Below are 22,928 nucleotides of genomic sequence, written 5' to 3' on the forward strand. Positions count from 1 at the left end.
CGCTGAAATGCAGGTCCGGTATCCGCTCGCGCAGGCACCGGACCACTGTCGACTTGCCGACCGCGGAGGGACCGGACAGCACGACCACGCGTCCCTTGCCAGGTGGTGTGGGACGCGTCCCGTGCTCGACGTCCGGTCCCCCGCCGGCGCTCACTGGCGCTCCCGGGCCGGTGCGCCCACAGGGCGGGTTGGCCGAGGCCGGGTTAGGAGCCGAACTTTTCCAGCAGGGCCTTGCGCTGCCGATCGCCCAGGCCACGCAGGCGGCGGGTGGGGGCGATCTCCAGCTCGGTCATGATTTCCTGCGCTTTGACCTTGCCCACCTTGGGCAACGCCTCAAGCAGCGCGGAAACCTTCATCTTGCCCAGGACTTCGTCGGTCTCGGCGTCCTTGAGCACCTGCGTGAGGTTGGTGCCGCCGCGCTTCAGCCGGTCCTTGAGCTCTGCTCTCGCTCGACGTGCGGCAGCCGCCTTCTCCAACGCGGCCGCGCGCTGCTCGTCGGTCAACTGGGGAAGGGCCACGATTCCTCCGTATCTGATCAATCAATCTCAATCGATCGCTTTTTGTCTCTGCCGGCACTTCAGCCAGCGGAGACGACCGTACTCAGGCCTCCTGACGAAATCTAACCCGACCCCCTGGTTTGGGGGGCAAACTCCCAGCATGAGCCCCGCGCGCGGCCCGAAAATCCGGTTCGCCGGGCATCGGCGACGGCGGTGGCGACCGGTGCCTTCCGCGCGCCCGCATCGCCCTGTCGAGCGCTGCAATCAGCGCCCTGAGCAGCGGTTTTAGCACGTCGAGGCGGCGCGGTCGGCGTCGCGGGGGCGGCGGCGAAGGCCGGCCTCGGCGAGCGGAAACCCCTCGTGCCGGGGATCACGCATTTTTCGTCGCGTGTCGCGCGTGTCGCGTTGATGCTGTCCTGCGCGGTTCGACCAGGTGACGATTGCTGGTACCGGCTCCAGCTAACACCGGCCGGGTTACCATCTAGCGGTGTCGAACCTGCGGATCCGTCAGGCCGCTGAGCTGCTCGGAGTCAGCGACGACACCGTCCGGCGATGGATCAACCAAGGTTCGTTGTCGGTCAGTCATGACGCGGCCGGCCGCAAGGTCATCGCCAGCGAGGACCTGGCCCGGTTTTCCCGGACCAACGCGCCCGCCCCGCCGCCGGACCCGCTGAGCATCGGCAGCTCCGCCCGCAACCGCTTCGTCGGCCTGGTCACCAAGGTCACCAGCGACAAGGTGATGGCCCAGGTGGAGATGCAGTGCGGCCCGTTCACCGTCGTCTCGCTGATGAGTACGGAGGCCGCCGAGGAACTGCAGCTGCGGCCCGGCAGTGTCGCCGTGGCGGTCGTCAAGGCCACCACGGTGATCGTGGAGACCGCCCGGCCCAGCACGTCGATCGCGTCGGACTGACGCGCGCCTGAGGCCTCGGGCGCGGCCCGTGGCGTTTCGGAGTGCGTAGGGGCCGCGCTCGGCGCCCAGCGGGGCGTCTAGGGGGCTCCCAGGTAGGCCACCGCGTCCAGCATCCGCTCGCCGGCCGCGCGCAGCTCGGGTACTCCCGGCCCGGCGCGCAGCACCTCGCGGGCCACCGCGGGCAGCAGCTGGCCGGGATGCGCCCCGCCGAGCCCGGCGAGCGCCTCGGGCCGTCCGCCCTGCACGCCCAGCCCCGGCACCAGGACCGGCCCGCCCAGCGCGGTGAGGTCGGGGGCCTGCAGGACCGTCGCGCCCACCACCACGCCGACGTAGCCGGGTCCGGACGGCGTGGCGGACTTGTTCACCACCGCGGCCTGGTCGACGACCAGCTGGGCGACCGTGCGGCCGTCGAACGCGGCGCGCTGGACGGTCGCCCCCTCGGGGTTGGAGGTGGCCGCCAACACGAACACGCCGCGATCGTGCGCCGCGGCGGCTTCGAGCAGCGGCCGCAGCGAGCCGAACCCCAGGTACGGCGAGGCCGTCACGGCGTCGGCGGCCAGCGGCGAGTCCCCCGCCCAGGCGGCGGCGTACGCCGCCATGGTGCTGCCGATGTCGCCGCGCTTCGCGTCGGCCAGCACCAGCACGCCGGCCGACCGCAGGGCCGCGATGGTGCGTTCCAGCACGGCGAACCCGGCGGCGCCGTAGGGCTCGAAGAACGCCACCTGGGGCTTGACGACGGCGAAACCGGCGAACGCCTCGACGCAGATGTCGCAGAACGCGGCCAGCCCGTCGGCGGTCGTCGGCAAATCCCATGCGCGTAGCAGCTCGGGGTGCGGGTCGATGCCCACGCACAGCGGGCCGCGTTGCGCCTTGGCGTCGGCCAGCCGGACGCCGAAGCCCGTCACCGGGCGCCTTCGCCGGTGCCCTGGCCCATGAGGCTGTGCAGTTCCTGTAGGGAACGCACGCCGATGTCGCCGCGGATGCCGGCCTCGATGCCCTGGATGGCGGCCGACGCGCCCTGCACCGTTGTGACGCAGGGGATGTTGACCGACACCGCGGCCGAACGGATCTCGTAGCCGTCGATGCGTGGGCCGGAATTGCCGTAGGGCGTGTTGATCACCATGTCGACCTCGCCGGCCTTGATCGCGTCGACGGCGGATACCGCCGGGCGGCCCGGCTGCGCGGGCTCGAAGTGCTTGCGAACCTCGTCGCACGGAATCCCGTTGCGGCGCAACATCTCCGCGGTGCCCTCGGTGGCCAGCACGCGGAAGCCCAGGTCGGCAAGGCGCTTGACGGGGAAGACCAGCGACCGCTTGTCCCGGTTGGCGACCGAGACGAAGATGGTGCCCTCGGCCGGCAGCGACCCGTACGCGGCGGTCTGGCTCTTGGCGAAGGCGCTGCCGAAGTCGCGGTCGATGCCCATCACCTCGCCGGTCGACTTCATCTCGGGGCCCAGCAGTGAGTCGATGGCGGCCCCGTCGGCGCGGCGGAAGCGGTGGAACGGCAGGACCGCCTCCTTGACCGCGATCGGGGCGTTCCAGGCCGCGTGGGCGCCGTCCCCGGACGGCGCCAGCATGCCTTCGTCGCGCAGCTGGGCGATGGTGGCGCCCAACATGATCCGGGCGCACGCTTTGGCGAGCGGGACGGCGGTGGCCTTCGAGACGAACGGCACGGTCCGGCTCGCCCTCGGGTTGGCCTCCAGGACGTAGAGCACGTCGTCCTTCAGCGCGTATTGCACGTTGAGCAGGCCGATCACCCCGATGCCGTGCGCGATGGCCTCCGTCGCGTGGCGCACCTTCTCGATGTCGCTGCGGCCCAACGTGACCGGCGGCAGCGCGCACGCCGAGTCGCCGGAGTGGATGCCGGCCTCCTCGATGTGCTCCATGATGCCGCCGATGTAGACCTCCGCGCCGTCGCACAGCGCGTCGACGTCGATCTCGACCGCGTCCTCGAGGAAGCGGTCGACCAGCACCGGGTGCTCGGGCGAGAGCTCGGTGGCGCGGGTGATGTAGCCCTCCAGCGTCTCGTCGTCGTAGACGATCTCCATCCCGCGGCCGCCCAGCACGTACGAGGGCCGCACCAGCACCGGATAACCGATCTCGTCGGCGATTCGGCGGGCCTGGGCGAAAGTCGTTGCCATGCCGTACTTCGGCGCCGGCAACCCGGCGCCCGTCAGCACGTCGCCGAACGCGCCGCGGTCCTCGGCCAAATCGATCGCCTCCGGCGGGGTGCCCACGATGGGGACCCCGGCGTCGGCCAGGCGCTGCGCCAACCCGAGCGGGGTCTGGCCGCCCAGTTGCACGATGACGCCGACCACCCCGGGGCCCGCGCCGGCCGACTGCTGTTCGGCGCGGTACACCTCGAGGACGTCCTCGAAAGTCAGCGGCTCGAAGTACAGCCGGTCGGCGGTGTCGTAGTCGGTGGACACTGTCTCGGGGTTGCAGTTGACCATTACGGTCTCGAAACCGGCCTGGCTCAACGTGGTTGCCGCGTGCACGCAGCTGTAGTCGAACTCGATGCCCTGGCCGATGCGGTTGGGGCCCGACCCGAGAATCAGCACCTTGGGCCGCTCGGTCTGCGGGGCCACCTCCGTCTCGGCCGCCGGGTCGAGTTCGTAGCTGCTGTAGTGGTAAGGCGTCTTGGCCTCGAACTCCGCCGCGCAGGTGTCGACCGTCTTGTACACCGGGTGGATACCGAGCCGCTCGCGCAGCGAGCGCACGCCGTTCTCCCCCGCCAATTCCGGCCGCAGGGAGGCGATCTGGCGGTCCGAGAGCCCGCTGTGTTTGGCCCGCCGCAGCAGGTCGGTGTCGAGCACCGGGGCGTCGAGCAGCTCGGTGCGCAGCGTGCCCAGCTCGCCGATCTGGGCGACGAACCACGGGTCGACACCGCTGGCCTCGGCGACCTGCTCGACCGAGGCGCCCAGCCGCAGCGCCAGTTCGATGTCGTAGAGCCGCCCCTCGGTCGGGGTGCGCAGCCGGTCGAGCACCTCACCGACCTCCCCGTCCGGGTCCGGCTTGGTCCAGAAACCCGCGCGGGTGGTCTCCAGTGACCGCATCACTTTGCCGAGTGCCTCGATGAAGTTGCGGCCCAACGACATTGCCTCGCCAACGGACTTCATCGTGGTGGTCAGGGTCGGATCGGCCCCGGGGAACTTCTCGAACGCGAACCGCGGCGCCTTGACGACGACGTAATCGAGGGTGGGTTCGAAGCAGGCCGGCGTTTCCTTGGTGATGTCGTTGACGATCTCGTCGAGGCTGTACCCGATGGCCAGCTTGGCGGCGATCTTGGCGATCGGGAAGCCGGTGGCCTTGGAGGCCAGGGCGCTGGACCTCGACACCCGGGGGTTCATCTCGATGACGATCAGCCGGCCGTCGGCCGGGTTGATCGCGAACTGGATGTTGCAGCCGCCGGTGTCCACGCCGACCTCGCGCAGGATCGCGATGCCCAGGTCCCGCATCCGCTGGTATTCCCGGTCGGTGAGCGTCATGGCCGGCGCGACGGTGACCGAGTCGCCGGTGTGCACGCCCATCGGGTCGAAGTTCTCAATCGAACAGACCACGACCACGTTGTCGTTGCCGTCGCGCATCAGCTCGAGCTCGAATTCCTTCCAGCCGTAGATCGATTCCTCGATCAGCACGTTGGCGCTGGGGCTCTCGGCCAGGCCGGCGCCGGCCATCCGGTCGACCTCTTCGACGGATCGCGCCATGCCCGAGCCCAGGCCGCCCATGGTGAAGCTGGGGCGCACCACGACCGGCAGGCCGAGTTCCTCGACCGTCTCGCGAACCTCTTCCATCGTGAAACACACCCGGCTGCGGGCGGATTCACCGCCGACCTTGGCGACGATGTCCTTGAACATCTGCCGGTCCTCGCCGCGCTGGATCGCGTCGATGTCGGCCCCGATGAGCTCGACACCGTGGCGCTCCAGCGCCCCGTTCTCGTGCAGCGCGACGGCGGTGTTGAGCGCGGTCTGCCCGCCCAGCGTGGCCAGCAGCGCGTCGATCTTGTTGCCGCGCTCGGCCTGCTGGGCGATCACCCGCTCCACGAACGCCGGGGTGATGGGTTCGACGTAGGTGTGGTCGGCGTACTCCGGATCGGTCATGATGGTGGCCGGGTTGGAGTTGATCAGGCTGACCTGCAGCCCCTCCGCCCGCAGCACCCGGCAGGCCTGGGTGCCGGAGTAGTCGAATTCGGCCGCCTGGCCGATGACGATCGGCCCCGAGCCGATCACCAGCACGTGACGCAAGTCGGTGCGACGCGGCACTAGCGCCCCCTTTCGCTCTGTTGGGCGGCCATCAGGTCGATGAATTGGTCGAACAGGTATTCCGCGTCGTGGGGACCGGCGGCGGCCTCGGGGTGGTACTGCACCGAGAACGCCCGCCCGTCAGCGAGTTTGACGCCCTCGACCACCCCGTCGTTGGCGCAGGTGTGGCTGACGACGGCCTGCCCGAACGGGGTGTCGAAGGACTGGCCGGCCTCGCCTTCCAGCGCGAAGCCGTGGTTTTGTGCGGTCACCGCCACCCGCCCGGTCGCGTGGTCCATCACCGGGATGTTGATGCCGCGGTGGCCGAACACCATCTTGTAGGTGGACAGGCCCAGCGCCCGGCCCAGGATCTGGTTGCCGAAGCAGATGCCGAACAAGGGAATCCCGGCGCCCAGCACCTCGCGGGTGAGCGCGACGACGTGGTCGGCGGTCGCGGGGTCGCCGGGGCCGTTGGACAAGAACACGCCGTCGGGTGCGATGTCGGCGATCTGCTCGAAGCTCGTCGACGACGGCAACACGTGGCTGCGGACGCCGCGGCGCGCGAAATTGCGCGGGGTGTTGGTCTTGATGCCCAGGTCCAGCGCTACCACCGTGAAGCGTTGCGGCCCTTCGGGTTCCACGACGTAGCGCTCCGGGGTGCTGACCTCGCCGGCCAGGTCGGCGCCCAGCATCGACTGCTGCCCGCGCACCCGCCGCACCAGTTCGTCAGGGTCGGCGAGCGCCTCTCCGGAGAACACCCCCGCCTTCATCGATCCGCGGGTGCGCAGGTGGCGCACCACCGCGCGGGTGTCGATGCCGGCGATGCCGACGACGTGCTGGCGCACCAGCTCGTCCTCCAGGGTGCCGGTGGCGCGCCAGTTGGACGCGCGCGGCGACGGGTCGCGCACCGCGTAGCCGGCGACCCAGATCTTGTCGCCGCGGCTCTCCGCGTCCTCGCCGTTCCAGCCGGTGTTGCCGATCTGGGGCGCGGTGGCCACCACGATCTGCCGGTGATAGCTGGGATCGGTCAGTGTCTCCTGGTAGCCGGACATGCCGGTGGAAAACACGGCCTCGCCCAGTGTTTCGCCGACCTTGCCGAACGGCGTGCCGGTGAAGACCCGCCCGTCCTCGAGTACCAGTAGGGCCTTGTCTGTCACGCTGCTTCCTCTTTCAGCCACTCGGCGTAGTCGTCGCGGTGGTTTGCGCGAAAGCCGGTGTCGATCTCGACCCCCGACGGCAGGCGCCACCGAATCGCCAATATCCCGATCCGGGCCGGCGCCCTGCCCCCCATGCTGCGCTCCATGCGGATAGCGCTGATCGAGTCGTTTGGGATCCAAATCGGTTGCGCCCGTAGCCGTTCCACCATGATTCCGCCGGAGTAGCGGGTCAGCACTCCTTTGCTCCGGTAACCCAGATCGCCGGCCGCGATCCGCTCGTTCCAATCCGGAGCCATCATGGAACCGCAGTAGTGGCCGCGGGTGGTGGCGATCGCCGCGCCCACCTGGTCGGGCACGTCGGGCAGTTCGCCGATCAGCTCCGCCTGCCGCTGCGAACGGCGCCGCCAGCCGCGCATCATCAGCTGGATCACCACCGCGATGACCACCACCAGCACGGCCGCAAAGATCAGCGAACCCACCAGCGTGGCGGAGTTCATGCCGGGCACTTCCCGTCTCGAGCGGTGACTTTGCCGCGCAACAGGGTCGCCGTGACGGTGGCGGGCAGCGCCATCGACTCGAATGGCGTGTTGGCGGACCGGCTGGCCAGATCCGACCCGGCGACCGTCCAGGTGGCGTCGGGATCCACCACTGTCAGGTTGGCCGGCTCTCCCACCTCCAGCGGGCGGCCGTGATCGGGCAGCCCGACGATGCGCGCGGGGTTTTCACTCATCACCCGCGCGACGTCACGCCAGGTCAACAGCCCCGGCGTCACCATCGTCTGCACCACGACCGACAGCGCGGTCTGCAGACCCAGCATGCCGGGACGGGCCGCGGCGAATTCCACGCACTTCTCGTGCTCGGCGTGCGGGGCATGGTCGGTGGCCACACAGTCGATGACACCGTCGGCCAGGGCCTGGCGCAGCGCCACCGCGTCGGCGGCCTCGCGCAGCGGCGGGTTGACGCGATTGCGCCCGTCGTAGCTGGCCAGCCTGCCGTCGTCGAGCATCAGGTGATGTGGGGTGACCTCGGCGGTGATCGAAATCCCTTGCTCCTTGGCCCATCTCACAATCTCAACGGTGCCCGCGGTGGACGCGTGGCAGATGTGGACGCGGGCGCCGGCGTCCCGCGCCAGCAGCGCGTCGCGGGCCACGATCGACTCCTCGGCGGCCCGCGGCCATCCCGAAAGCCCCAACCGGGCGGCGGTCGGTCCCTCGTGGGCGACGGCGCCGACGGTCAGCCTGGGTTCCTCGGCGTGCTGGGCGATGAGCACCCCCAGGCCGGTGGCGTACTCGAGGGCGCGGCGCATCACGAGCGGGTCGTGCACGCAGATGCCGTCGTCGGAGAACATCCGGACCTGGCCGGCCCCGGCCGCCATCATGCCCATCTCGGTCAGTTCCGCCCCGGCCAGTCCGACGGTGACGGCGCCGACGGGGTGCACGTCGACCAGGCCGACCTGTTGGCCGCGGTGCCACACGTGGTCGGTGACCACCGGGCTGTCGGCGACCGGGTTGGTGTTGGCCATCGCGAACACCGCGGTGTAGCCGCCCAACGCCGCTGCGGCCGAACCGGTTTCGATGTCCTCGGCGTACTCGCGGCCGGGTTCGCGCAGATGGGTGTGCAGGTCGACCAGTCCCGGCAACAGCACGTGACCGGTGGCGTCGATGACGTCCGCGGTGTCGGGAATCTCCAGGCCCGTACCGATTTCGGCGATCTGGCCGTCATCGACGAGCACGTCGACCCGTTCGCCCTCGCCGTACAACCGGACCCCGCGAATCAGCACGCTCATGCCACGCCCTCTTCTCCGGCGGATTCCGCGCCCACCAGCACATGGAACAGCACCGCCATCCGCACGTGCACGCCATTGGAAACCTGCTGCAGGACGGCCGATTGCGACGAGTCGGCCACCGACGACGCGATCTCCATGCCCCGCAGCATCGGCCCCGGATGCAGCACCACGGCGTGGCCGGGCAGCATGGCCTGGCGGCGGTCGGAAAGCCCGTAGCGGGAGGAGTATTCGCGCACGGACGGGAAGAAGCCGCCGTTCATCCGCTCGGCCTGCACCCGCAGCATCAGCACGGCGTCGGCGGCGGGCAATTCGGCGTCGAAGTCGCCTGCCACGGTGACCGGCCAGCCGTCGACCCCTACCGGCAACAGCGTCGGCGGCGCCACCAGCACCACCTCGGCGCCCAGGGTGTTCAGCAGCATGACGTTGGAGCGGGCGACCCGGCTGTGCAGGATGTCGCCGACGATCACGATGCGCCGGCCCTCGATGCCGCCGAGGCGCTGGCGGATGGTGAGCGCGTCGAGCAGCGCCTGCGTCGGGTGCTCGTGGGTGCCGTCCCCGGCGTTGATCACCGAGGGGCCTTCGTTCGCGCTGCCCGTCCACTCGGCCAGCAGGTGTGCCGCGCCGGACGCCGGGTGGCGGATGATCAGCGCGTCGGCGCCGGCCGCCCGCAGCGTCAATGCGGTGTCGCGCAGCGACTCCCCCTTGCCCACCGACGATCCGGCAGCGCTGACGTTGATCACGTCGGCGCTCATCCACTTGCCGGCCACCTCGAACGACACCCGGGTGCGGGTGGAGTTCTCGTAGAACATCGTGATCACGGTGCGCCCGCGCAGCGTCGGCAGCTTCTTGATCTCGCGGCCCACCAGCGCCTCGGCGAACCGGTCCGCGTCGTCGAGGATGGCGGTGGCCTCGTCGCGGCTCAGGTCGCCGGCCGCCAGCAGGTGACGCGTCATCGCGAGATCACCACCCCGTCGCGACCGTCCTGCTCGGCCAGCAGCACGTGCACGCTCTCGCTGCGCGAGGTGGGGACGTTCTTGCCGACGTAGTCCGCGCGCAGCGGCAGCTCGCGATGGCCGCGGTCGACCAGCACCGCGAGTTGCACCACCCGCGGCCGGCCGACGTCACGCAGCGCGTCCAGCGCTGAGCGCACCGAGCGCCCGGAGTACAGCACGTCGTCGATGAGGATCACCAGGGCGTCGTCGATGCCGCCGGCCGGGATCGAGGTGGCCTCGAGCGGCCGCGGCGGCTTCTGCATCAGATCGTCGCGGTAGAGGGTGATGTCGAGGCCGCCGTTACCTACCTGCACACCGCTGTACTCGGCGATGTTGGCGGCCAGGCGCTTGGCCAGGATCACGCCGCGGGTCGGAATTCCCAACAGCACCACCCGCGGCGCGTCGGGACCATCCAGAGCGGTCTTTTCGATGATCTGGTGTGCGATACGGGAAATGGTGCGACCCACGTCGGCCGCCGACATCAATTCCCGGGATTCGCGGCCCACGCCGCTCTCACCCAAAGCACCCATACGAGACTTGACCTCCTTCTCCGCCTCGCCGGACGGATCGTTAAAGGATGTCGACTGCCCGGCAGCGTAGCACTTCTTCGCGAGCGCGCCGGTGTGAGGCACGGGTGGCGCCGTCGAGGAAGGCCCGCCCAGCCCCACCGGTCCCAGGTGTCCCGCTGGGCTCGGGCTTCGCCCACCGCGGCGGAGGGCTTCGACGCGCGCCCTACCGCGAGTCTCGGTGCGCAGCCGCCGCTAGGTGCAGGGAACTTGCCCGTTGAGCAGACAGTTCGACGGCGGCGTGAAGGAACCGATCACCACGCCTCGCAGCCCACCGGTGGCTGAGCCACCCGGTGCGATGCTGCGATTCCAGTTCGCGGGGGTCAGGACGAAGTGGGTGCCCGACTGGGTGACGTTGCTGTTCCACGTGTGCACGACGGACTGTCCCGCCGGCATGTCGAAGTCAAGCCGCCAGTCGGTGAGCGGCGCCGTGCTCAAGTTGGTGACGGTGAAGTTGGCGATGAAACCGGTCTGCCACGCATGTTCCACCGACAACGTCGCCGAGGCCGCAGCCGCGTGAGCCGCCGGGGAGATGGCGAGCCCGAGGGCGGCAACCAGCACTGCCGACACGGATGCGTGAAGCGCTGTGCGCCAGCGCTTCACGCGATACTTCAGTTCGGCCATGCGGCCAACACTAAAACCAAGCAGGCGATATCGGCCCGCGCATCGCGGGCACGCTGCAGTACCTTTGCCCAACCGAAACCGGGATGAAATTTTGGCCGCCACACTGGGGACACGATGCCGCGCTACCCTGGCGAAAATGACCGGCTCGGGCTTCTCCAGACTGCAGCAAATGGACTTCGACGCGCTCTACCGCGGCGAGAGCCCCGGCGAGGGCATCCCGCCGATGGCCACACCCCCGTGGGATACCAAGGCGCCCAAGGACAACGTCATCGCCTGGCACGGCGGCGGCTGGGTTCACGGTGACGTCCTGGACATCGGCTGCGGGCTCGGCGACAACGCCATCTACCTGGCGCAGAACGGGTTCCGGGTCACCGGGCTGGACATCTCGCCCACCGCGCTGGTGACCGCCCAGCGCCGGGCCCATGACGCCGGGGTCGACGTGACGTTCGCGGTGGCTGACTCCACCAAGCTGGAGGGCTACACCGAGGCGTTCGACACCGTTGTCGACAGCGGGATGTTCCACTGCCTCGACGACGACGGCAAGCGCCACTATGCGGCCGCGGCGCACCGGGCGACCAGGCCGGGCGCCACGCTGCTGATCAGCTGCTTCTCCGACGCCAACGCCCCCGACGAGCGGTGGCCCCGGCCCGCGGTCTCGGAGTCCACCCTGCGCGACGTCCTCGGCGGCGCGGGCTGGGACATCGCGTCGCTGGAACCCGCCACGATGCGCCGCGAGGTCGAGGGCGCGCAGGTCGAAATGGCGTTCTGGTACGTCCGCGCGCAGCGGCGCTGACCGAACCCGCCCGGCCAAGAGTCGGCCCGGGTGATCGGCCGTTGCGGAGAAGACAGTACGTTCGGATGGTGAGGAGCGAGGAGTTCTGGGTCAGCCGCCGCGATGCAGGTGACGCGGTGGTGCTGCAGGTCAGTGGTGTGGTGGACATCATCACCGCGCCCTCGCTCGCCACGCACATCGACATTGCCCTCACCGACACCCCCGCGGTGCTCGTCATCGACCTCACCGAGGTCGATTTCCTGTCCTCCGCCGGCATCACCGTGCTGGTCGAGGTGCATCGCCTGACCGAGAACAGCCCGACGTCACTGCGGGTGGCGGCCGACGGCTCGGCAACCAGCCGGCCGCTGCGCATCGTGGGCCTCGACGAGTTCATCGACCTCTACCCCACCGTGGATGAAGCCTTGGCCGCGGCTCCCCCGGGCCCGACGCTAACCTGATTCGGGTGAATCTCGACGCCAATGCGGCCTCCGTCCGCGAAGTGTGCGACGCGGGCATGCTCGCCGGTGCGCTGACGCTGGTGTGGCAGCGCGGAGAAGTGCTGCAGGTCAACGAAATCGGCTACCGCGATGTGGACGCGGACCTACCGATGCAGCGCGACACGCTGTTCCGGATCGCGTCGATGACCAAGCCGGTCACCGTCGCGGCGGTGATGAGCCTGGTCGACGAGGGCAAGCTGACACTGAAAGACCCGATCGTGCGCTGGGCGCCCGAGCTCGCCGACGTGCGGGTCCTCGACGACCCGCACGGCCCCCTGGACCGGACGCATCCGGCGCAGCGCGCCATCCTCATCGAGGATCTGCTCACCCACACCAGCGGCATGGCGTACGGATTCTCGGTGTCCGGGCCGATCGCCAAGGCCTACGTGCGGCTGCCGTTCAACAACGGCCCGGACGCCTGGCTGGCCGAGCTGGCCAAGCTGCCGCTCGTGCATCAGCCGGGCGACCGACTTACCTACAGCCACTCCATCGACCTGCTGGGCGTCATCGCGGCACGCATCGAGGGCAAGCCGTTCCACCAGGTCCTCGACGAACGGGTGCTGGGCCCGGTGGGCATGCCCGACACCGGGTTCTTCGTGTCCCCCGAGGCGCGCCGCCGCGCCGCGACCATGTACCGGCTCGACGGGCAGGGCCAGCTGCACCACGACGTGATGGGTCCGCCGCACATCACGCCGCCGTCGTTCCCCAACGCGGGTGGCGGCCTGTGGTCGACCGCCGACGACTACCTGCGGTTCGTGCGGATGCTGCTCGGCGAGGGAACGATCGACGGCGTGCGGGTGTTGTCGCCGGAGTCCGCCCGGCTGATGCGCACCGACCGGCTGACCGACGAGCAGAAGCGGCACAACTTTCTCGGGGCGCCGTACTGGGTGGGCCGTGGCTTCGGCCTGAATCTGTCGGTGGTGACCGACCCCACCAAGAGCGCGCCGCTGTTCGGCCCCGGCGGGCTCGGGACATTCAGCTGGCCGGGCGCGTACGGGACGTGGTGGCAGGCCGATCCGAGCGCCGATCTGGTCCTGATCTATCTCGTCCAGAATTTGCCCGACATGTCCGCGGACGTGGCGGCGGCGGTAGCCGGTAACACCTCGCTGGCGAAGCTGCAATCGGTGCAGCCGAAATTCGTCCGCCGCACCTATCAAGCGCTCGGCCTCTAGCCCCGTGGCCGATTACCCACCCGATCGCATCACCGGGCCCCGGCTGGTGCTGCGCCGGCCCGTGCTCGACGACGCCGGGGCACTGTTCCAGCGGGTGGCCCGCGATCCCGAGGTCACCAAGTACCTGATGTGGGCCCCGCATCCCGACGTGGCGGCGACGCGGCGGGTGATCACCGAGAAGCTCAACGCAACGGCCGACGACCGTACCTGGGCGATCGAGTTGCGGCACAGCGGTGAGGTCGTCGGGCTGGCCAGCTGCCGGCGCCCGGTGCCGCACTCGGTCGAGATCGGGTATTGCCTGGGCCGACGGTGGTGGGGCAAGGGCGTGATGGCCGAGGTGATCGACATGCTGTTGACCGCGCTCGACAGCGACCGGGCGGTGTATCGGGTGTGGGCCACCTGCAATGTCGAGAACGAGCGTTCGGCGCGGCTGCTCGAGCGCGCCGGTTTCGTGTTGGAGGGGCGACTGGCCCGCCACGCCGTCTACCCCAACCTGGGGCCCGAGCCGCAGGACAGCCTGCTCTACGCCAGGATTCTGCGCTGAGCAGACTGTGCGTCCAGGGCGGGAGTCACCGGCGTGTCGCCGCCCCGAACGCACACTCAAAGCCGTGAGCGCACACTCGATCGGCTACCCGGCTTCGTCCAGCGCCCGGCGCGCGTAGGCCCGCACGTCGGCGTCGCTGTCCTTGAGCGCGACCCCGAGCGCGTCCCGCGCGGCCGGTTCGCCCGCCCAGCGGGTCAGGCTCAGCACGGCCGCCTTGCGCACGTCCAGGTGGGCGTCGGCGAGCGCCTCGGCCAGCGCCGGGACCGCAACGTCGGCCGGCGCGCCCGCCAGGGCGCGCGCGGCGCCCTCCCGCACCTGCCAGGCCGGTGCGCTTAAGGCCGTCGCCACGGCGGGGAAATCGTCGGCGCCGCAGCCTATTTCGCCCAGTGCGGCCAGCGCGGCCGCGCGCACCAACGGGTCCGGGTCGGCGATCAGCGCGCTGACCGCCTCGCCACCGCCGCGCAGGGTCGCCAGACCGGCGGCCGCCGCGATCCGGACCTCCCGGCTCTCGTCGCGGGTCGCGGCGACCACCCCGGCCACGTCGTCGACGGACACCAGCGCCCGCACCGCCTCGATGCGCACCCGGTGGTCGGGATCGCTCACCGCGCGGCGGTAGTGCTCGGCGTCGCCGACCCGCCGCGCGGCCAGCACGTAGAGGGCGGCCGCTCGCACCACCATGTCGCCGGAGTTCAACCCCGGCCGGACCTCGCCCGGCTCGGGCAACACCTCGACCAGTTCGCGGATCCCGCCGGCGCCGGTGCGCCGCACTGCGGCATCCGCGTCGTCCAGCGCCGCGATCAGCGCGGGCGCGTACCCGTCGGGGGTGTGCTCGGTGAGCGTGGCCACGGCCGTGCGGCGCACCGCCGGATCCCGGTCGGCCAGGTACGGCCGCAGCGTGGCGATCGTCGGCTCCTCGAGGGCGAGGACCTCCGCGATGCGCGGCGAGGGCGGCTCGAAACCCGCTGGGACGACGTCGATTCGGGACCGGTTGGTGGCCGGGGCCTGGCCACCGACCAGCGGCGGCTGCTCCACCTCCTGCACGGTCTGGTCGGCGGGCGGCAGGCCGTCCAGCTCCGGCACCGGCACGAAATACGGGGCCACCGGCCGCTTGAGGAACACCATCGCGCCGTCGCCGTCTTTGCGAAGGTTGAGGTGATAGCCCCACTCGCTGTCGTCCCGGACCGGCAGGTCGGCGCGATCGTGGTAGAGGCCCCAACGCGATTCGGTGCGGGTGAGCGAGGAGCGCGCGGCCATCTCGGCGCAGTCCCGGATGAAGGACACCTCGACGGCGCGCATCAGCTCGTGCGGGTTCCTCGCCCCCATCTCGGCGATCTCCGCGCGCATTCGGTCGAAGGTGCGCACGGCGATGGACAGCTTTGCCGCCGTCTTCGGCGGCGCCACATAGTCGTTGACGAACCGCCGCAGCTTGTATTCGACCTGCGGTTGCGGTGGCCCGTCCGGATGCCGCAGCGGCCGGTAGATCAGCTCGTGGGCGGCGCGCAACTGGTCTTCCGGGAGTTGTTGCGGCGCGGCGATGTCCGCGCTCGAGGAGGCGGCGTCGGTGCCGGCGAGATCGCCGAAGACGAACGCCCCGATCATGTAGTTGTGCGGTACACAGGCCAGGTCCCCGGCCGCGTACAGCCCTGGCACCGTGGTGCGGGCGTGTTCGTCGACCCACACGCCCGACGCCGAATGGCCGCTGCACAAGCCGATTTCGGAGATGTGCATCTCGATGTCGTGGGTGCGGTAGTCGTGCCCGCGGTTGGTGTGGAAGGTGCCGCGGGTCGGCCGCTCGGTGGTGTGCAGGATGTTCTCCAGCGCGGTCAGCGTCTCGTCGGGCAGGTGGGAGACCTTGAGGTAGATGGGTCCGCGGGCCGAGTCGATCTCGCTTTTCACCTCGGACATCATCTGGCCCGACCAGTAGTCGGAGTCCACGAACCGTTCGCCGTGCGCGTTGACCTGGTAGCCCCCGAACGGGTTGGCCACGTAGGCGCACGCCGGGCCGTTGTAGTCCTTGATCAGCGGATTGACTTGAAAGCACTCGATTCCCGACAGTTCCGCGCCCGCGTGGTAGGCCATCGCATACCCGTCGCCGGCGTTCGTCGGGTTTTCGTACGTGCCGTAGAGGTAACCGGACGCCGGCAGGCCCAGCCGCCCGCACGCCCCGGTGGCCAGGATCACCGCCTTGGCGCCGACGGCGACGAATTCGCCGGTGCGGGTGTGCAAGGCGGCGGCGCCCACGGCGCGGCCGCCGGACGTCAGCACGCGCACCGGCATCAGCCGGTTCTCGATGCGGATCCGCTCCCGCATCGACCTTTGCCGCAGCACCCGGTACAGCGCCTTCTTGACGTCCTTGCCCTCCGGCATCGGCAGCACGTAGGAGCCCGACCGGTGCACCCGGCGCACGGCGTACTCGCCGTGTTCGTCCTTCTCGAACTTCACCCCGTACCGTTCCAGCCGCTGCACCATCGCAAAACCGCGGCTGGCGGTCTGATAGATGGTGCGCTGGTTGACGATTCCGTCGTTGGCGCGGGTGATTTCGGCGACGTAGTCCTCGGGTTCGGCCTTGCCGGGTATGACGGCGTTGTTGACGCCGTCCATCCCCATCGCCAGCGCGCCGGAGTGCCGCACATGGGCCTTCTCCAGCAGCAGCACCTGCGCGCCGTGCTCGGCGGCCGACAGCGCCGCCATGGTGCCCGCGGTGCCACCGCCGATGACCAGCACGTCACAGTCGAGGCGCACGGGTGTGGCCGGGTCCGGGATATCCATCATGCCGCCACCAAATCACCAAGGCCCGCAATGACTTCCGCGCGCAGATCGGCCCTGGGCCGGTCGCTTCGGGGATCGGGCACGTCGATCGACGCGCGCAACGGCTCGCCGGCGCGGCCCAGCACGACGATCCGGTCGCCCAGTGCCAGCGCCTCGTCGACGTCGTGGGTGACGAAGACGATCGTCGTGGGATGGGTGCGCCAGGTGTCGACCAGCAACCGCTGCATGGCGGCCCGGGTCTGGGTGTCCAGGGCGCCGAAGGGCTCGTCCATCATCACCGCGCGCGGCGCGCCCGCCAGTCCGCGGGCCAGCTGGACCCGTTGGCGCATCCCGCCGGACAAGCTCTTGGGCAGGAAGTGACCGAAACCCGCGAGCCCGAGCTCGTCGATCCAGCGCTCGGCCTGCGCGCGCCGGGTGGCGCGGGGTTCACCGCGCAGCCGCAGTGCCAGCTCGATGTTGGACCGCACCGTCCGCCACGGCAGCAGCGCATTGTCCTGGAACACCATGCCGCGATCGCCGGAGGTCGCGGTGACCTCGACGCCGTCGGCCAGCACCCGGCCCTGGTCGGGCCGCAGCAGCCCGGCCAGGGCACGCAGCAGCGTCGACTTGCCACAGCCCGACGGTCCGGTCAGCACCAGGATCTCCCCCGGCCGCACCGTCAGACTCAGCCCATCGATCACGGGGGTTCCGGTGTAGGACAACCGAACCGCGTCCAGTTCCAAACCGATGGCTTTCATCACTGCCCTTCCTGTGCGCGGGGCAACCAGCGGGTCACCCGCCGGCCCACGAGTTCGACGGCCGCCGACGTGGCGAACCCGAGCACGCCGATGGTGATGATGCCGACGAACACCTGGGGGTAGGCCAGCACCGTGTAGTCCTGCCAGGTGCGGTAGCCGACGCCGAGACGGCCCGAGATCATCTCGGCGGAGATGACACAGATCCAGGCCACCCCCATGCCGACCGACAGACCCCCGAACACGCCGGGCAGGATGCCCGGCAGCACCACCTGGGTGAGCACCTCCCACCGGCCGCCGCCCAGCGTGCGCACCGATTCCTCCCAAAGCGTGGGCAGCGCCCGCACCGCGTGCCGGGTGCTGACCATGATCGGGAAGTAGGCGGCGAGGAAGGTGATGAACACGATGCCCGCCTCGTCGGTGGGGAACAGCAGGATCGCCACCGGCACCATCGCGATCGCCGGGATGGGCCGGGCGAGCTCGGCCAGCGGACCGAACAGGTCGGCGAACAACCGCGAACGGCCCAGCAGCACACCGGTGGCGAGGCCGACCGCGGCGGCCAGGCCGAAGCCGGTGAGGATGCGGATCAGCGACTGCGCCAGGTCAAGCCAGTACTCGCCCGCCCCGAGCCGGCGCTGCAGCGCGTGCACGATCTGCGTGACCGTCGGCAACGTGTCGAACCGCAGCAACAGCCGCACCTTGCCGGCGGTGAGCAACTGCCACAATCCGATCGCGGCCGCGACCGACACCAGCCGAAGCAGCCGCGATGGCCACGGCGAGGACGATCGTCGCGGCCGTGCGGGCGTGGGTGCCGAGATCACGCCAAGGACTTGGTCCGCCACCACTTCTGCGGTCATACCGAACCTCCCAATGCCTGTTGGTAATTCATGACGGTGCCGCCGGGGTGCCCCGCCAGATAACGCTGCGCCCCGGTCTGGGTGCCGAACGGCAGGTAGTTCGGACCGTCCTTGACCCAGACCGCCTTGTCCGCGAACCACCGGGTGCCCAGTTCGGCGTCGGGAACGTAGGCCGCCCGGACCTTGCCCCCGCGGGCGGTGGCGTCGGCGACCGCGCGCAGCAAGCCGGTGGGGTTGGCGACCGTTTGCGTCGTGTCGGCCCCGTCCAGCCACAGCTCGCTGGCCACCGCCGGGTCGCCGGACAGGACGGACGGGTTGGCGGTTCGGGTCCGGGCCGCGGCGTAGTCCAGCCCGCGGGCGGCGAACACCGCGCGCAGCGGATCGTCCACCGCGAACTTGGTGACGTCGAGGTCGGCGAAGTCGCCGATCGACTTCAGGTAGGGCACATCGCTTTTCAAGGCCTCGACGAGCGCGGGCTTGAGCGTGGGGTCGAACGACGTCCCGCCGGGGCCGTTGTAGAGGTACACCACCTCCTGCGGCAACCCGCTGGCCTGCGCGACGATGCGCGCGGCCTCCAGCGGCTTGCCGTTGAGGAAATCGGTGGCATCCAATTGCGCCTGCAGGAACGCCGCCAGCACCTCCGGGTGCGCCGACGCGTACGAGCGCCGCACCACCACACCGTGCAGGGTGGGCAGGTTCAGCTCGGCCCCGTCGTAGAGCAGCCGCGCCTTGCCCTGGTAGACCAGCAGCCCGGGCCACGCGACGAACTGCGAAAGCCCCTTCACCTGACCGGATTCCAGCGCGGAGGCGCCGACCTGCGGCTGCTGGTTGAGCACCTCGACGCCGGTGATGCCGGCCCTGCCCAGCGCGCGGACCAACGTCCCGTGGCCCGCCGATCCCACGCTGGCCGAAACCTTGCTGCCGGCCAGGTCCGCCAGGCCCGTTGCGGGCGAATCAGGCTGCACCACAACCATGTTCAGCGCGCCCTTGGGGTTGTAGCCGGTGACCGACACCATCTCGGTGCGGGCCAGGGGGCTGGCCTGCGTCTTGGAGCCGTTGATCAGCATCGGGTAATCGCCCATCGAGCCGATGTCGATCTTCTCGGCGAGCATCTGGGCGGTGATCGGGGCGCCGGTGTCGTAATCCTGCCAGCGGACCGCGTATCTGGTCCCCGTTCGGGTGGTGATGTCGTTCAGCCGGTGCTCGAGGTAACCCTGCGCGCGTAGCAGCGTGCCGGCGGTGACGGTGTTGATGGTCTTGGATTGGTATCCCACCACGACGTCGACCACACCGGAGGATTGCGAGAAGGATTCCAGCGAGCATCCGGTGGCGGACACGGCGATCGTGAGCGCCACCGAAAGCAGCCGGACGGCTTGCTTTTTCATGGGGATTCTTCGGGTTCAGCGGAGCAGATAGGGCATGTTGACCGTGACGGCGCCGGTCGGACAGCGAGCCGCGCAGGGTCCGCAGTACCAGCACTCGTCGACATGCATGTACGCCTTGCCGGTGTCGGGGTTGATGGCCAGCGCGTCCAGCGGGCAGACCTCGACGCACAGGGTGCAGCCATCGATACACAACGACTCGTCGATCGTCACCGGCACGTCGGCCCGGGTGTTGTGGATCAACGTCATGTGTCGCTCCTTATCAGGCTGCCTCGCATGGTGATTCGATCGCCACGCATCCGGATGTACTCCAAATCGACGGGGGTTCCGTCGGCGAGACTGGTGACCCGCTCCAACATGAGCAGCGCCGCGCCGTCGGGCACCTGCAGGGTGGCCGCGGAGTGCGCGTCGGCCGGGATGGCCTCCAGCGCCAGGGCCGCAGAACCAAGCCGCTGACCGCTGACCTCTTCGATGAGCGCGAACAAGTCGTTGGTCTCGAGCGGATGGCCCAGCACCCGGGCCCCGATATCCGGTGTCAGATAGGTCAGGTCCAGGCTGAGCGGCAGGTCGCCGAGGTAGCGCAATCGCTCGATGAACACCGCCTGCTCGCCCGGTTGCAGCCGCAACCGGCGGGCCACCGACGGCGGCGCGGTGACGGGCATCGCGGCGCGAACCTCGTTGCGCACCTCGCCGAGGTTCTTGAACGTTTCCTTCAGGCCGAGCAGCGTGTCCAGGCCGTGCTCGTATTTGCGCTGGGCGACGTGCGTGCCGACCTTGGGTCCGCGGTCGATCAGCCCCTCGTGCTTGAGCACGGCAAGCGCCTCGCGGATGGTGTTGCGCGACACCAGGAATTCGGTCGCTAGCTGTTGCTCGGCCGGCAAGCCGTCGGGGTAGGCGTCGGCGTGGATCTGCTGGCGCAACACGTCGGCCACCCGGCGGGCGCGATCGGCCCGGGGTCCGCTGCTGATCGGTTGTGCCACGCGGCCACGCTAACCCAGCTCACGGGCGTTTTTTGGGCGCGCGATGCGGGTGCGCGACGCCCCCTCGGCGCATTGCGCCGGGCGTCGTTCGACGGCGACCAGCAGAAATGGCGGCCCGCGGGGTCATTGCGCCACCCCGGCGACGACCTCCTCTTTCCAATCCCCGTGAGCGGAACCGCCTCCGGCGTCCGGGCCGGCCGGCCGGGTGGGCACCAGGGGGACGGCCGCCAAGGGGAACAGCGCGCAAAGCGCCCAGGCGGGCGGGTATTCGGCTGCGGCGATCAGCGCGCCGAAAAGTGGCGGCCCCGCGGCGGCCACCAGCCGCTGAGTGGTGTTCTGCACCCCCAGCGCGCGCCCGCTCCAGAATGGGCCGGCGAACTCGGTGATGGCGGTGGCCTCGAGCCCATTGTCGAGCATCGCGATCACCGCGATGGCGACCATGAGCAACACGTCGTAGCCCGAGCCGGCGCCGTCGGTGAGGGCGAGCAGGAACAGCGCCAGCGCGGCGGCGATGGCGATGCTGCGGACCGGCCGCATCCGCGAGCCGGCGCGATCCGACCACCGCCCGACCGCGATTCGCCCCACCGCGCCCAACAGCTGACACATGGTGACCAGACCGCCTGCCGCCGCGACCGACCAGCCATGGCGATTCATCAGCCACACGAGCATGAACGTCACGGTCACCGTTTGCGGCATCATCAGCAGGGCGCCCACCGCATGAATCCGCCACAGCACGAACGACCCGCGATACGGGCTCGCCAATTCCGTGTGGGTGGCTGCCCGGCGGGATTTCCGCGGCGGGTCGACGATACCCAGCGCACTGGCCGCTGCCGCCAGCGTGCACATCAGCGCGAGGAACATCAGCCCCGAACGGGGGCCGCGCTCAGCCAGCTCCGGGATCACCAACGCGCCCAACGCGATCCCCAACGGCTGCGCAGTCTGGCGGATTCCCATCGCCAGGCCCCGTTGGTGCGACGGGAACCACGCGGACACCAGCCGCCCACCGGCGGTGTTACAGCTGGCCGCGGCCATCCCGCCGAGAAAGAGGAAGACCCCGATGGCCACCATCGAATGGGCCGACGCCGCGGCGTAGGCCGCGGCCGCCGTGAGCGCCGAGCCCGCCGTCAGCACCAGCCGCTCGCCGACGCGGTCCAGCACCCAGCCCCAGAGCACTAGCGTCATCACCATCCCCCAGCTCGGCATCGACGACACCAGGCCGGCTTCGGTCAACGGGATGCCGCGGCGCGCCTGCAGCGACGGGATCAGGAACGCAACGCCATTGATGAACAGGAACGACGTTGCCGTCACGCCCAAGGAGACGACCATGACCGACCAGCGCGCACCCGCGCCCAGTTGACTCGCGCTACCGGCCCCGGAAAGCATGTAGACCATCGTGACACGACGTTCATCCGGCGCTCGACGCCGAGAGCGCTGTAACTTATTGCCCGCTAAGGCAATTGACATCCAGGACTCAGCTTTCACGCGCTGGCCGCCGTGGCCTCAACTGCGAACTGCTTTGTGCACCCTGATGTTTGGCATCTCGACGGGACGGCCATCCGAGACGGCGATTCATAGTGTGGACACAGTGGTTTCTTATCCGCGCGCTCAGCGATTTCTCAGCGCGACTACCCTAGGAATGCATCAACGACGACAGCGGAAGATGACTGTGGATGAGTGACGTTTCGCGGCAAGCGTTGACCAAAGTGCCTGCGGTCACCCTGGGCTTCTGGATCATCAAGATCTTGGCGACCACGTTGGGCGAGACGGGCGGCGACACCGTCACGATGACGCTGAACTGGGGCTACGCGGCCGGGGTCGCCCTCTTCGGGGTCGCGCTGGTGGTGCTGGTCGCCGCTCAGATCTTCGCCAAGCGCTTCCATGCGAGCCTGTACTGGGCGACGATCGTGGCCTCGACGACATTCGGCACGACGCTGGCCGACTTCGCCGACCGATCGCTCGGCATCGGCTACACCGGCGGGTCGCTCTTGCTCCTGGGTTGCCTGCTGGCCACCTTGGGCCTGTGGCGTTGGTCGGAGGGCACCGTGTCGGTCACCACCGTCTCGACGCCGAAAGTCGAGGCCTTCTATTGGGCAACCATCACGTTCTCGCAGACCCTGGGCACCGCGCTGGGCGACTGGCTCGCCGACACGCGCGGGTTCGGTTACGAGCGCGGGGCGTTGGTGTTCGCCGCCGGCCTTGCCGTGGTCATCGGGCTCTACTATTGGACCGCCTTATCCCGTGTCGCCTTGTTCTGGGTCGCGTTCATCCTGACCCGTCCACTGGGCGCGACGATCGGCGACTTCATCGACAAGCCGGTCGCCGACGGCGGCCTCAACCTGAGCCGCCCGCTGGCCTCGGCCGTGCTCGCGGCGATCATCGTGGCGTTGATCGTCGTCCTGCCGCAGCGTCCGGGACACCACCCGGGCGCGGCCCACGAAGAGGCGTAATC

At 69.8% G+C, this 22,928-nt stretch carries 22 protein-coding genes and 1 pseudogene; 6 read left to right on the forward strand and 17 right to left on the reverse strand.

The features are described 5' to 3' along the window. Positions 1-154: pseudogene (locus tag A5709_RS27765) on the reverse strand (guanylate kinase); the annotation flags it as partial. A 49-nt stretch (positions 155-203) separates the two neighbouring features. Beyond that, positions 204-518, reverse strand: a complete 315-nt coding sequence (mihF, locus tag A5709_RS22295) for an integration host factor, actinobacterial type (RefSeq protein ID WP_007171927.1) — start codon at positions 516-518, stop codon at positions 204-206. A 466-nt stretch (positions 519-984) separates the two neighbouring features. Here mihF and A5709_RS22300 point away from each other — a divergent pair, with 466 nt between their 5' ends. Continuing rightward, positions 985-1,407, forward strand: coding sequence for a molybdopterin-binding protein (locus A5709_RS22300; RefSeq protein WP_066945151.1), 423 nt, complete (start codon positions 985-987; stop codon positions 1,405-1,407). 77 nt (positions 1,408-1,484) lie between these two features. On the opposite strand, the gene pyrF is transcribed toward A5709_RS22300, so the two are convergent. The 8 genes from pyrF to A5709_RS22340 all read right to left on the reverse strand — a co-directional run bounded on the left by pyrF (position 1,485) and on the right by A5709_RS22340 (position 10,772). Further along, positions 1,485-2,312: an orotidine-5'-phosphate decarboxylase gene (gene pyrF, locus A5709_RS22305; protein WP_068012756.1), complete on the reverse strand. Its 828-nt coding sequence runs from the start codon at positions 2,310-2,312 to the stop codon at positions 1,485-1,487. Beyond that, on the reverse strand, positions 2,309-5,668 hold the full coding sequence (gene carB / locus A5709_RS22310; RefSeq protein WP_068122565.1) for a carbamoyl-phosphate synthase large subunit: 3,360 nt from the start codon (positions 5,666-5,668) through the stop codon (positions 2,309-2,311). Before carB ends, pyrF begins: the two co-directional genes overlap by 4 nt. Beyond that, positions 5,668-6,804: a glutamine-hydrolyzing carbamoyl-phosphate synthase small subunit gene (gene carA, locus A5709_RS22315; RefSeq protein ID WP_068122570.1), complete on the reverse strand. Its 1,137-nt coding sequence runs from the start codon at positions 6,802-6,804 to the stop codon at positions 5,668-5,670. The genes carB and carA overlap by 1 nt, the downstream gene beginning before the upstream one ends. Beyond that, positions 6,801-7,301: a transporter gene (locus tag A5709_RS22320; RefSeq protein ID WP_068122598.1), complete on the reverse strand. Its 501-nt coding sequence runs from the start codon at positions 7,299-7,301 to the stop codon at positions 6,801-6,803. Before A5709_RS22320 ends, carA begins: the two co-directional genes overlap by 4 nt. Continuing rightward, positions 7,298-8,590, reverse strand: coding sequence for a dihydroorotase (locus A5709_RS22325; protein ID WP_068122572.1), 1,293 nt, complete (start codon positions 8,588-8,590; stop codon positions 7,298-7,300). Before A5709_RS22325 ends, A5709_RS22320 begins: the two co-directional genes overlap by 4 nt. Beyond that, positions 8,587-9,543, reverse strand: a complete 957-nt coding sequence (locus A5709_RS22330; protein WP_067950177.1) for an aspartate carbamoyltransferase catalytic subunit — start codon at positions 9,541-9,543, stop codon at positions 8,587-8,589. The genes A5709_RS22325 and A5709_RS22330 overlap by 4 nt, the downstream gene beginning before the upstream one ends. Next, entirely contained in the window at positions 9,540-10,112 is a 573-nt protein-coding gene (gene pyrR, locus A5709_RS22335; protein WP_067950176.1) for a bifunctional pyr operon transcriptional regulator/uracil phosphoribosyltransferase PyrR, read from the reverse strand. Before pyrR ends, A5709_RS22330 begins: the two co-directional genes overlap by 4 nt. Positions 10,113-10,343: 231 nt before the next feature. Continuing rightward, positions 10,344-10,772, reverse strand: coding sequence for a cellulose-binding domain-containing protein (locus A5709_RS22340; protein ID WP_067950173.1), 429 nt, complete (start codon positions 10,770-10,772; stop codon positions 10,344-10,346). A gap of 160 nt (positions 10,773-10,932) precedes the next feature. Here A5709_RS22340 and A5709_RS22345 point away from each other — a divergent pair, with 160 nt between their 5' ends. The 4 genes from A5709_RS22345 (at position 10,933) to A5709_RS22360 (ending at position 13,757) form a co-directional block, all read left to right on the forward strand. Further along, positions 10,933-11,565: a class I SAM-dependent methyltransferase gene (locus A5709_RS22345; RefSeq protein ID WP_156673470.1), complete on the forward strand. Its 633-nt coding sequence runs from the start codon at positions 10,933-10,935 to the stop codon at positions 11,563-11,565. Between the two features lie 68 nt (positions 11,566-11,633). Beyond that, positions 11,634-12,002 (forward strand): STAS domain-containing protein, encoded by a 369-nt coding sequence (locus tag A5709_RS22350; protein ID WP_231972190.1) that lies wholly within the window; start codon positions 11,634-11,636, stop codon positions 12,000-12,002. A 5-nt stretch (positions 12,003-12,007) separates the two neighbouring features. Beyond that, positions 12,008-13,213 (forward strand): serine hydrolase, encoded by a 1,206-nt coding sequence (locus A5709_RS22355; protein WP_068012748.1) that lies wholly within the window; start codon positions 12,008-12,010, stop codon positions 13,211-13,213. A gap of 4 nt (positions 13,214-13,217) precedes the next feature. Next, entirely contained in the window at positions 13,218-13,757 is a 540-nt protein-coding gene (locus tag A5709_RS22360) for a GNAT family N-acetyltransferase (protein WP_068012745.1), read from the forward strand. 84 nt (positions 13,758-13,841) lie between these two features. Here A5709_RS22360 and A5709_RS22365 read toward each other — a convergent pair whose 3' ends face one another. The 7 genes from A5709_RS22365 to A5709_RS22395 form a co-directional block, all read right to left on the reverse strand. After that, entirely contained in the window at positions 13,842-16,529 is a 2,688-nt protein-coding gene (locus tag A5709_RS22365) for a fumarate reductase/succinate dehydrogenase flavoprotein subunit (protein ID WP_156768129.1), read from the reverse strand. Then, complete coding sequence (locus A5709_RS22370; protein ID WP_067944670.1) at positions 16,526-17,263, reverse strand: ABC transporter ATP-binding protein; 738 nt, start codon at positions 17,261-17,263, stop codon at positions 16,526-16,528. The genes A5709_RS22365 and A5709_RS22370 overlap by 4 nt, the downstream gene beginning before the upstream one ends. Next, positions 17,263-18,117, reverse strand: coding sequence for an ABC transporter permease (locus A5709_RS22375; RefSeq protein WP_068122577.1), 855 nt, complete (start codon positions 18,115-18,117; stop codon positions 17,263-17,265). Before A5709_RS22375 ends, A5709_RS22370 begins: the two co-directional genes overlap by 1 nt. After that, positions 18,114-19,502 (reverse strand): ABC transporter substrate-binding protein, encoded by a 1,389-nt coding sequence (locus tag A5709_RS22380; RefSeq protein ID WP_068122580.1) that lies wholly within the window; start codon positions 19,500-19,502, stop codon positions 18,114-18,116. The genes A5709_RS22375 and A5709_RS22380 overlap by 4 nt, the downstream gene beginning before the upstream one ends. Positions 19,503-19,517: 15 nt before the next feature. Further along, positions 19,518-19,748: a ferredoxin family protein gene (locus A5709_RS22385; RefSeq protein ID WP_067265113.1), complete on the reverse strand. Its 231-nt coding sequence runs from the start codon at positions 19,746-19,748 to the stop codon at positions 19,518-19,520. Beyond that, the gene (locus A5709_RS22390; protein ID WP_067944672.1) at positions 19,745-20,479 is read right to left on the reverse strand and encodes a GntR family transcriptional regulator; all 735 of its coding nucleotides are present in this window, start codon (positions 20,477-20,479) and stop codon (positions 19,745-19,747) included. Before A5709_RS22390 ends, A5709_RS22385 begins: the two co-directional genes overlap by 4 nt. A 123-nt stretch (positions 20,480-20,602) precedes the next feature. Beyond that, the gene (locus A5709_RS22395) at positions 20,603-21,862 is read right to left on the reverse strand and encodes an MFS transporter (protein ID WP_156673465.1); all 1,260 of its coding nucleotides are present in this window, start codon (positions 21,860-21,862) and stop codon (positions 20,603-20,605) included. A 287-nt stretch (positions 21,863-22,149) separates the two neighbouring features. Here A5709_RS22395 and A5709_RS22400 point away from each other — a divergent pair, with 287 nt between their 5' ends. Continuing rightward, positions 22,150-22,926, forward strand: a complete 777-nt coding sequence (locus A5709_RS22400; RefSeq protein WP_067944673.1) for a hypothetical protein — start codon at positions 22,150-22,152, stop codon at positions 22,924-22,926. The last annotated feature ends 2 nt before the right edge of the window (positions 22,927-22,928 follow it).

The organism is Mycobacterium sp. E1386 (genome assembly GCF_001672745.1).
GTDB lineage: Bacteria > Actinomycetota > Actinomycetes > Mycobacteriales > Mycobacteriaceae > Mycobacterium.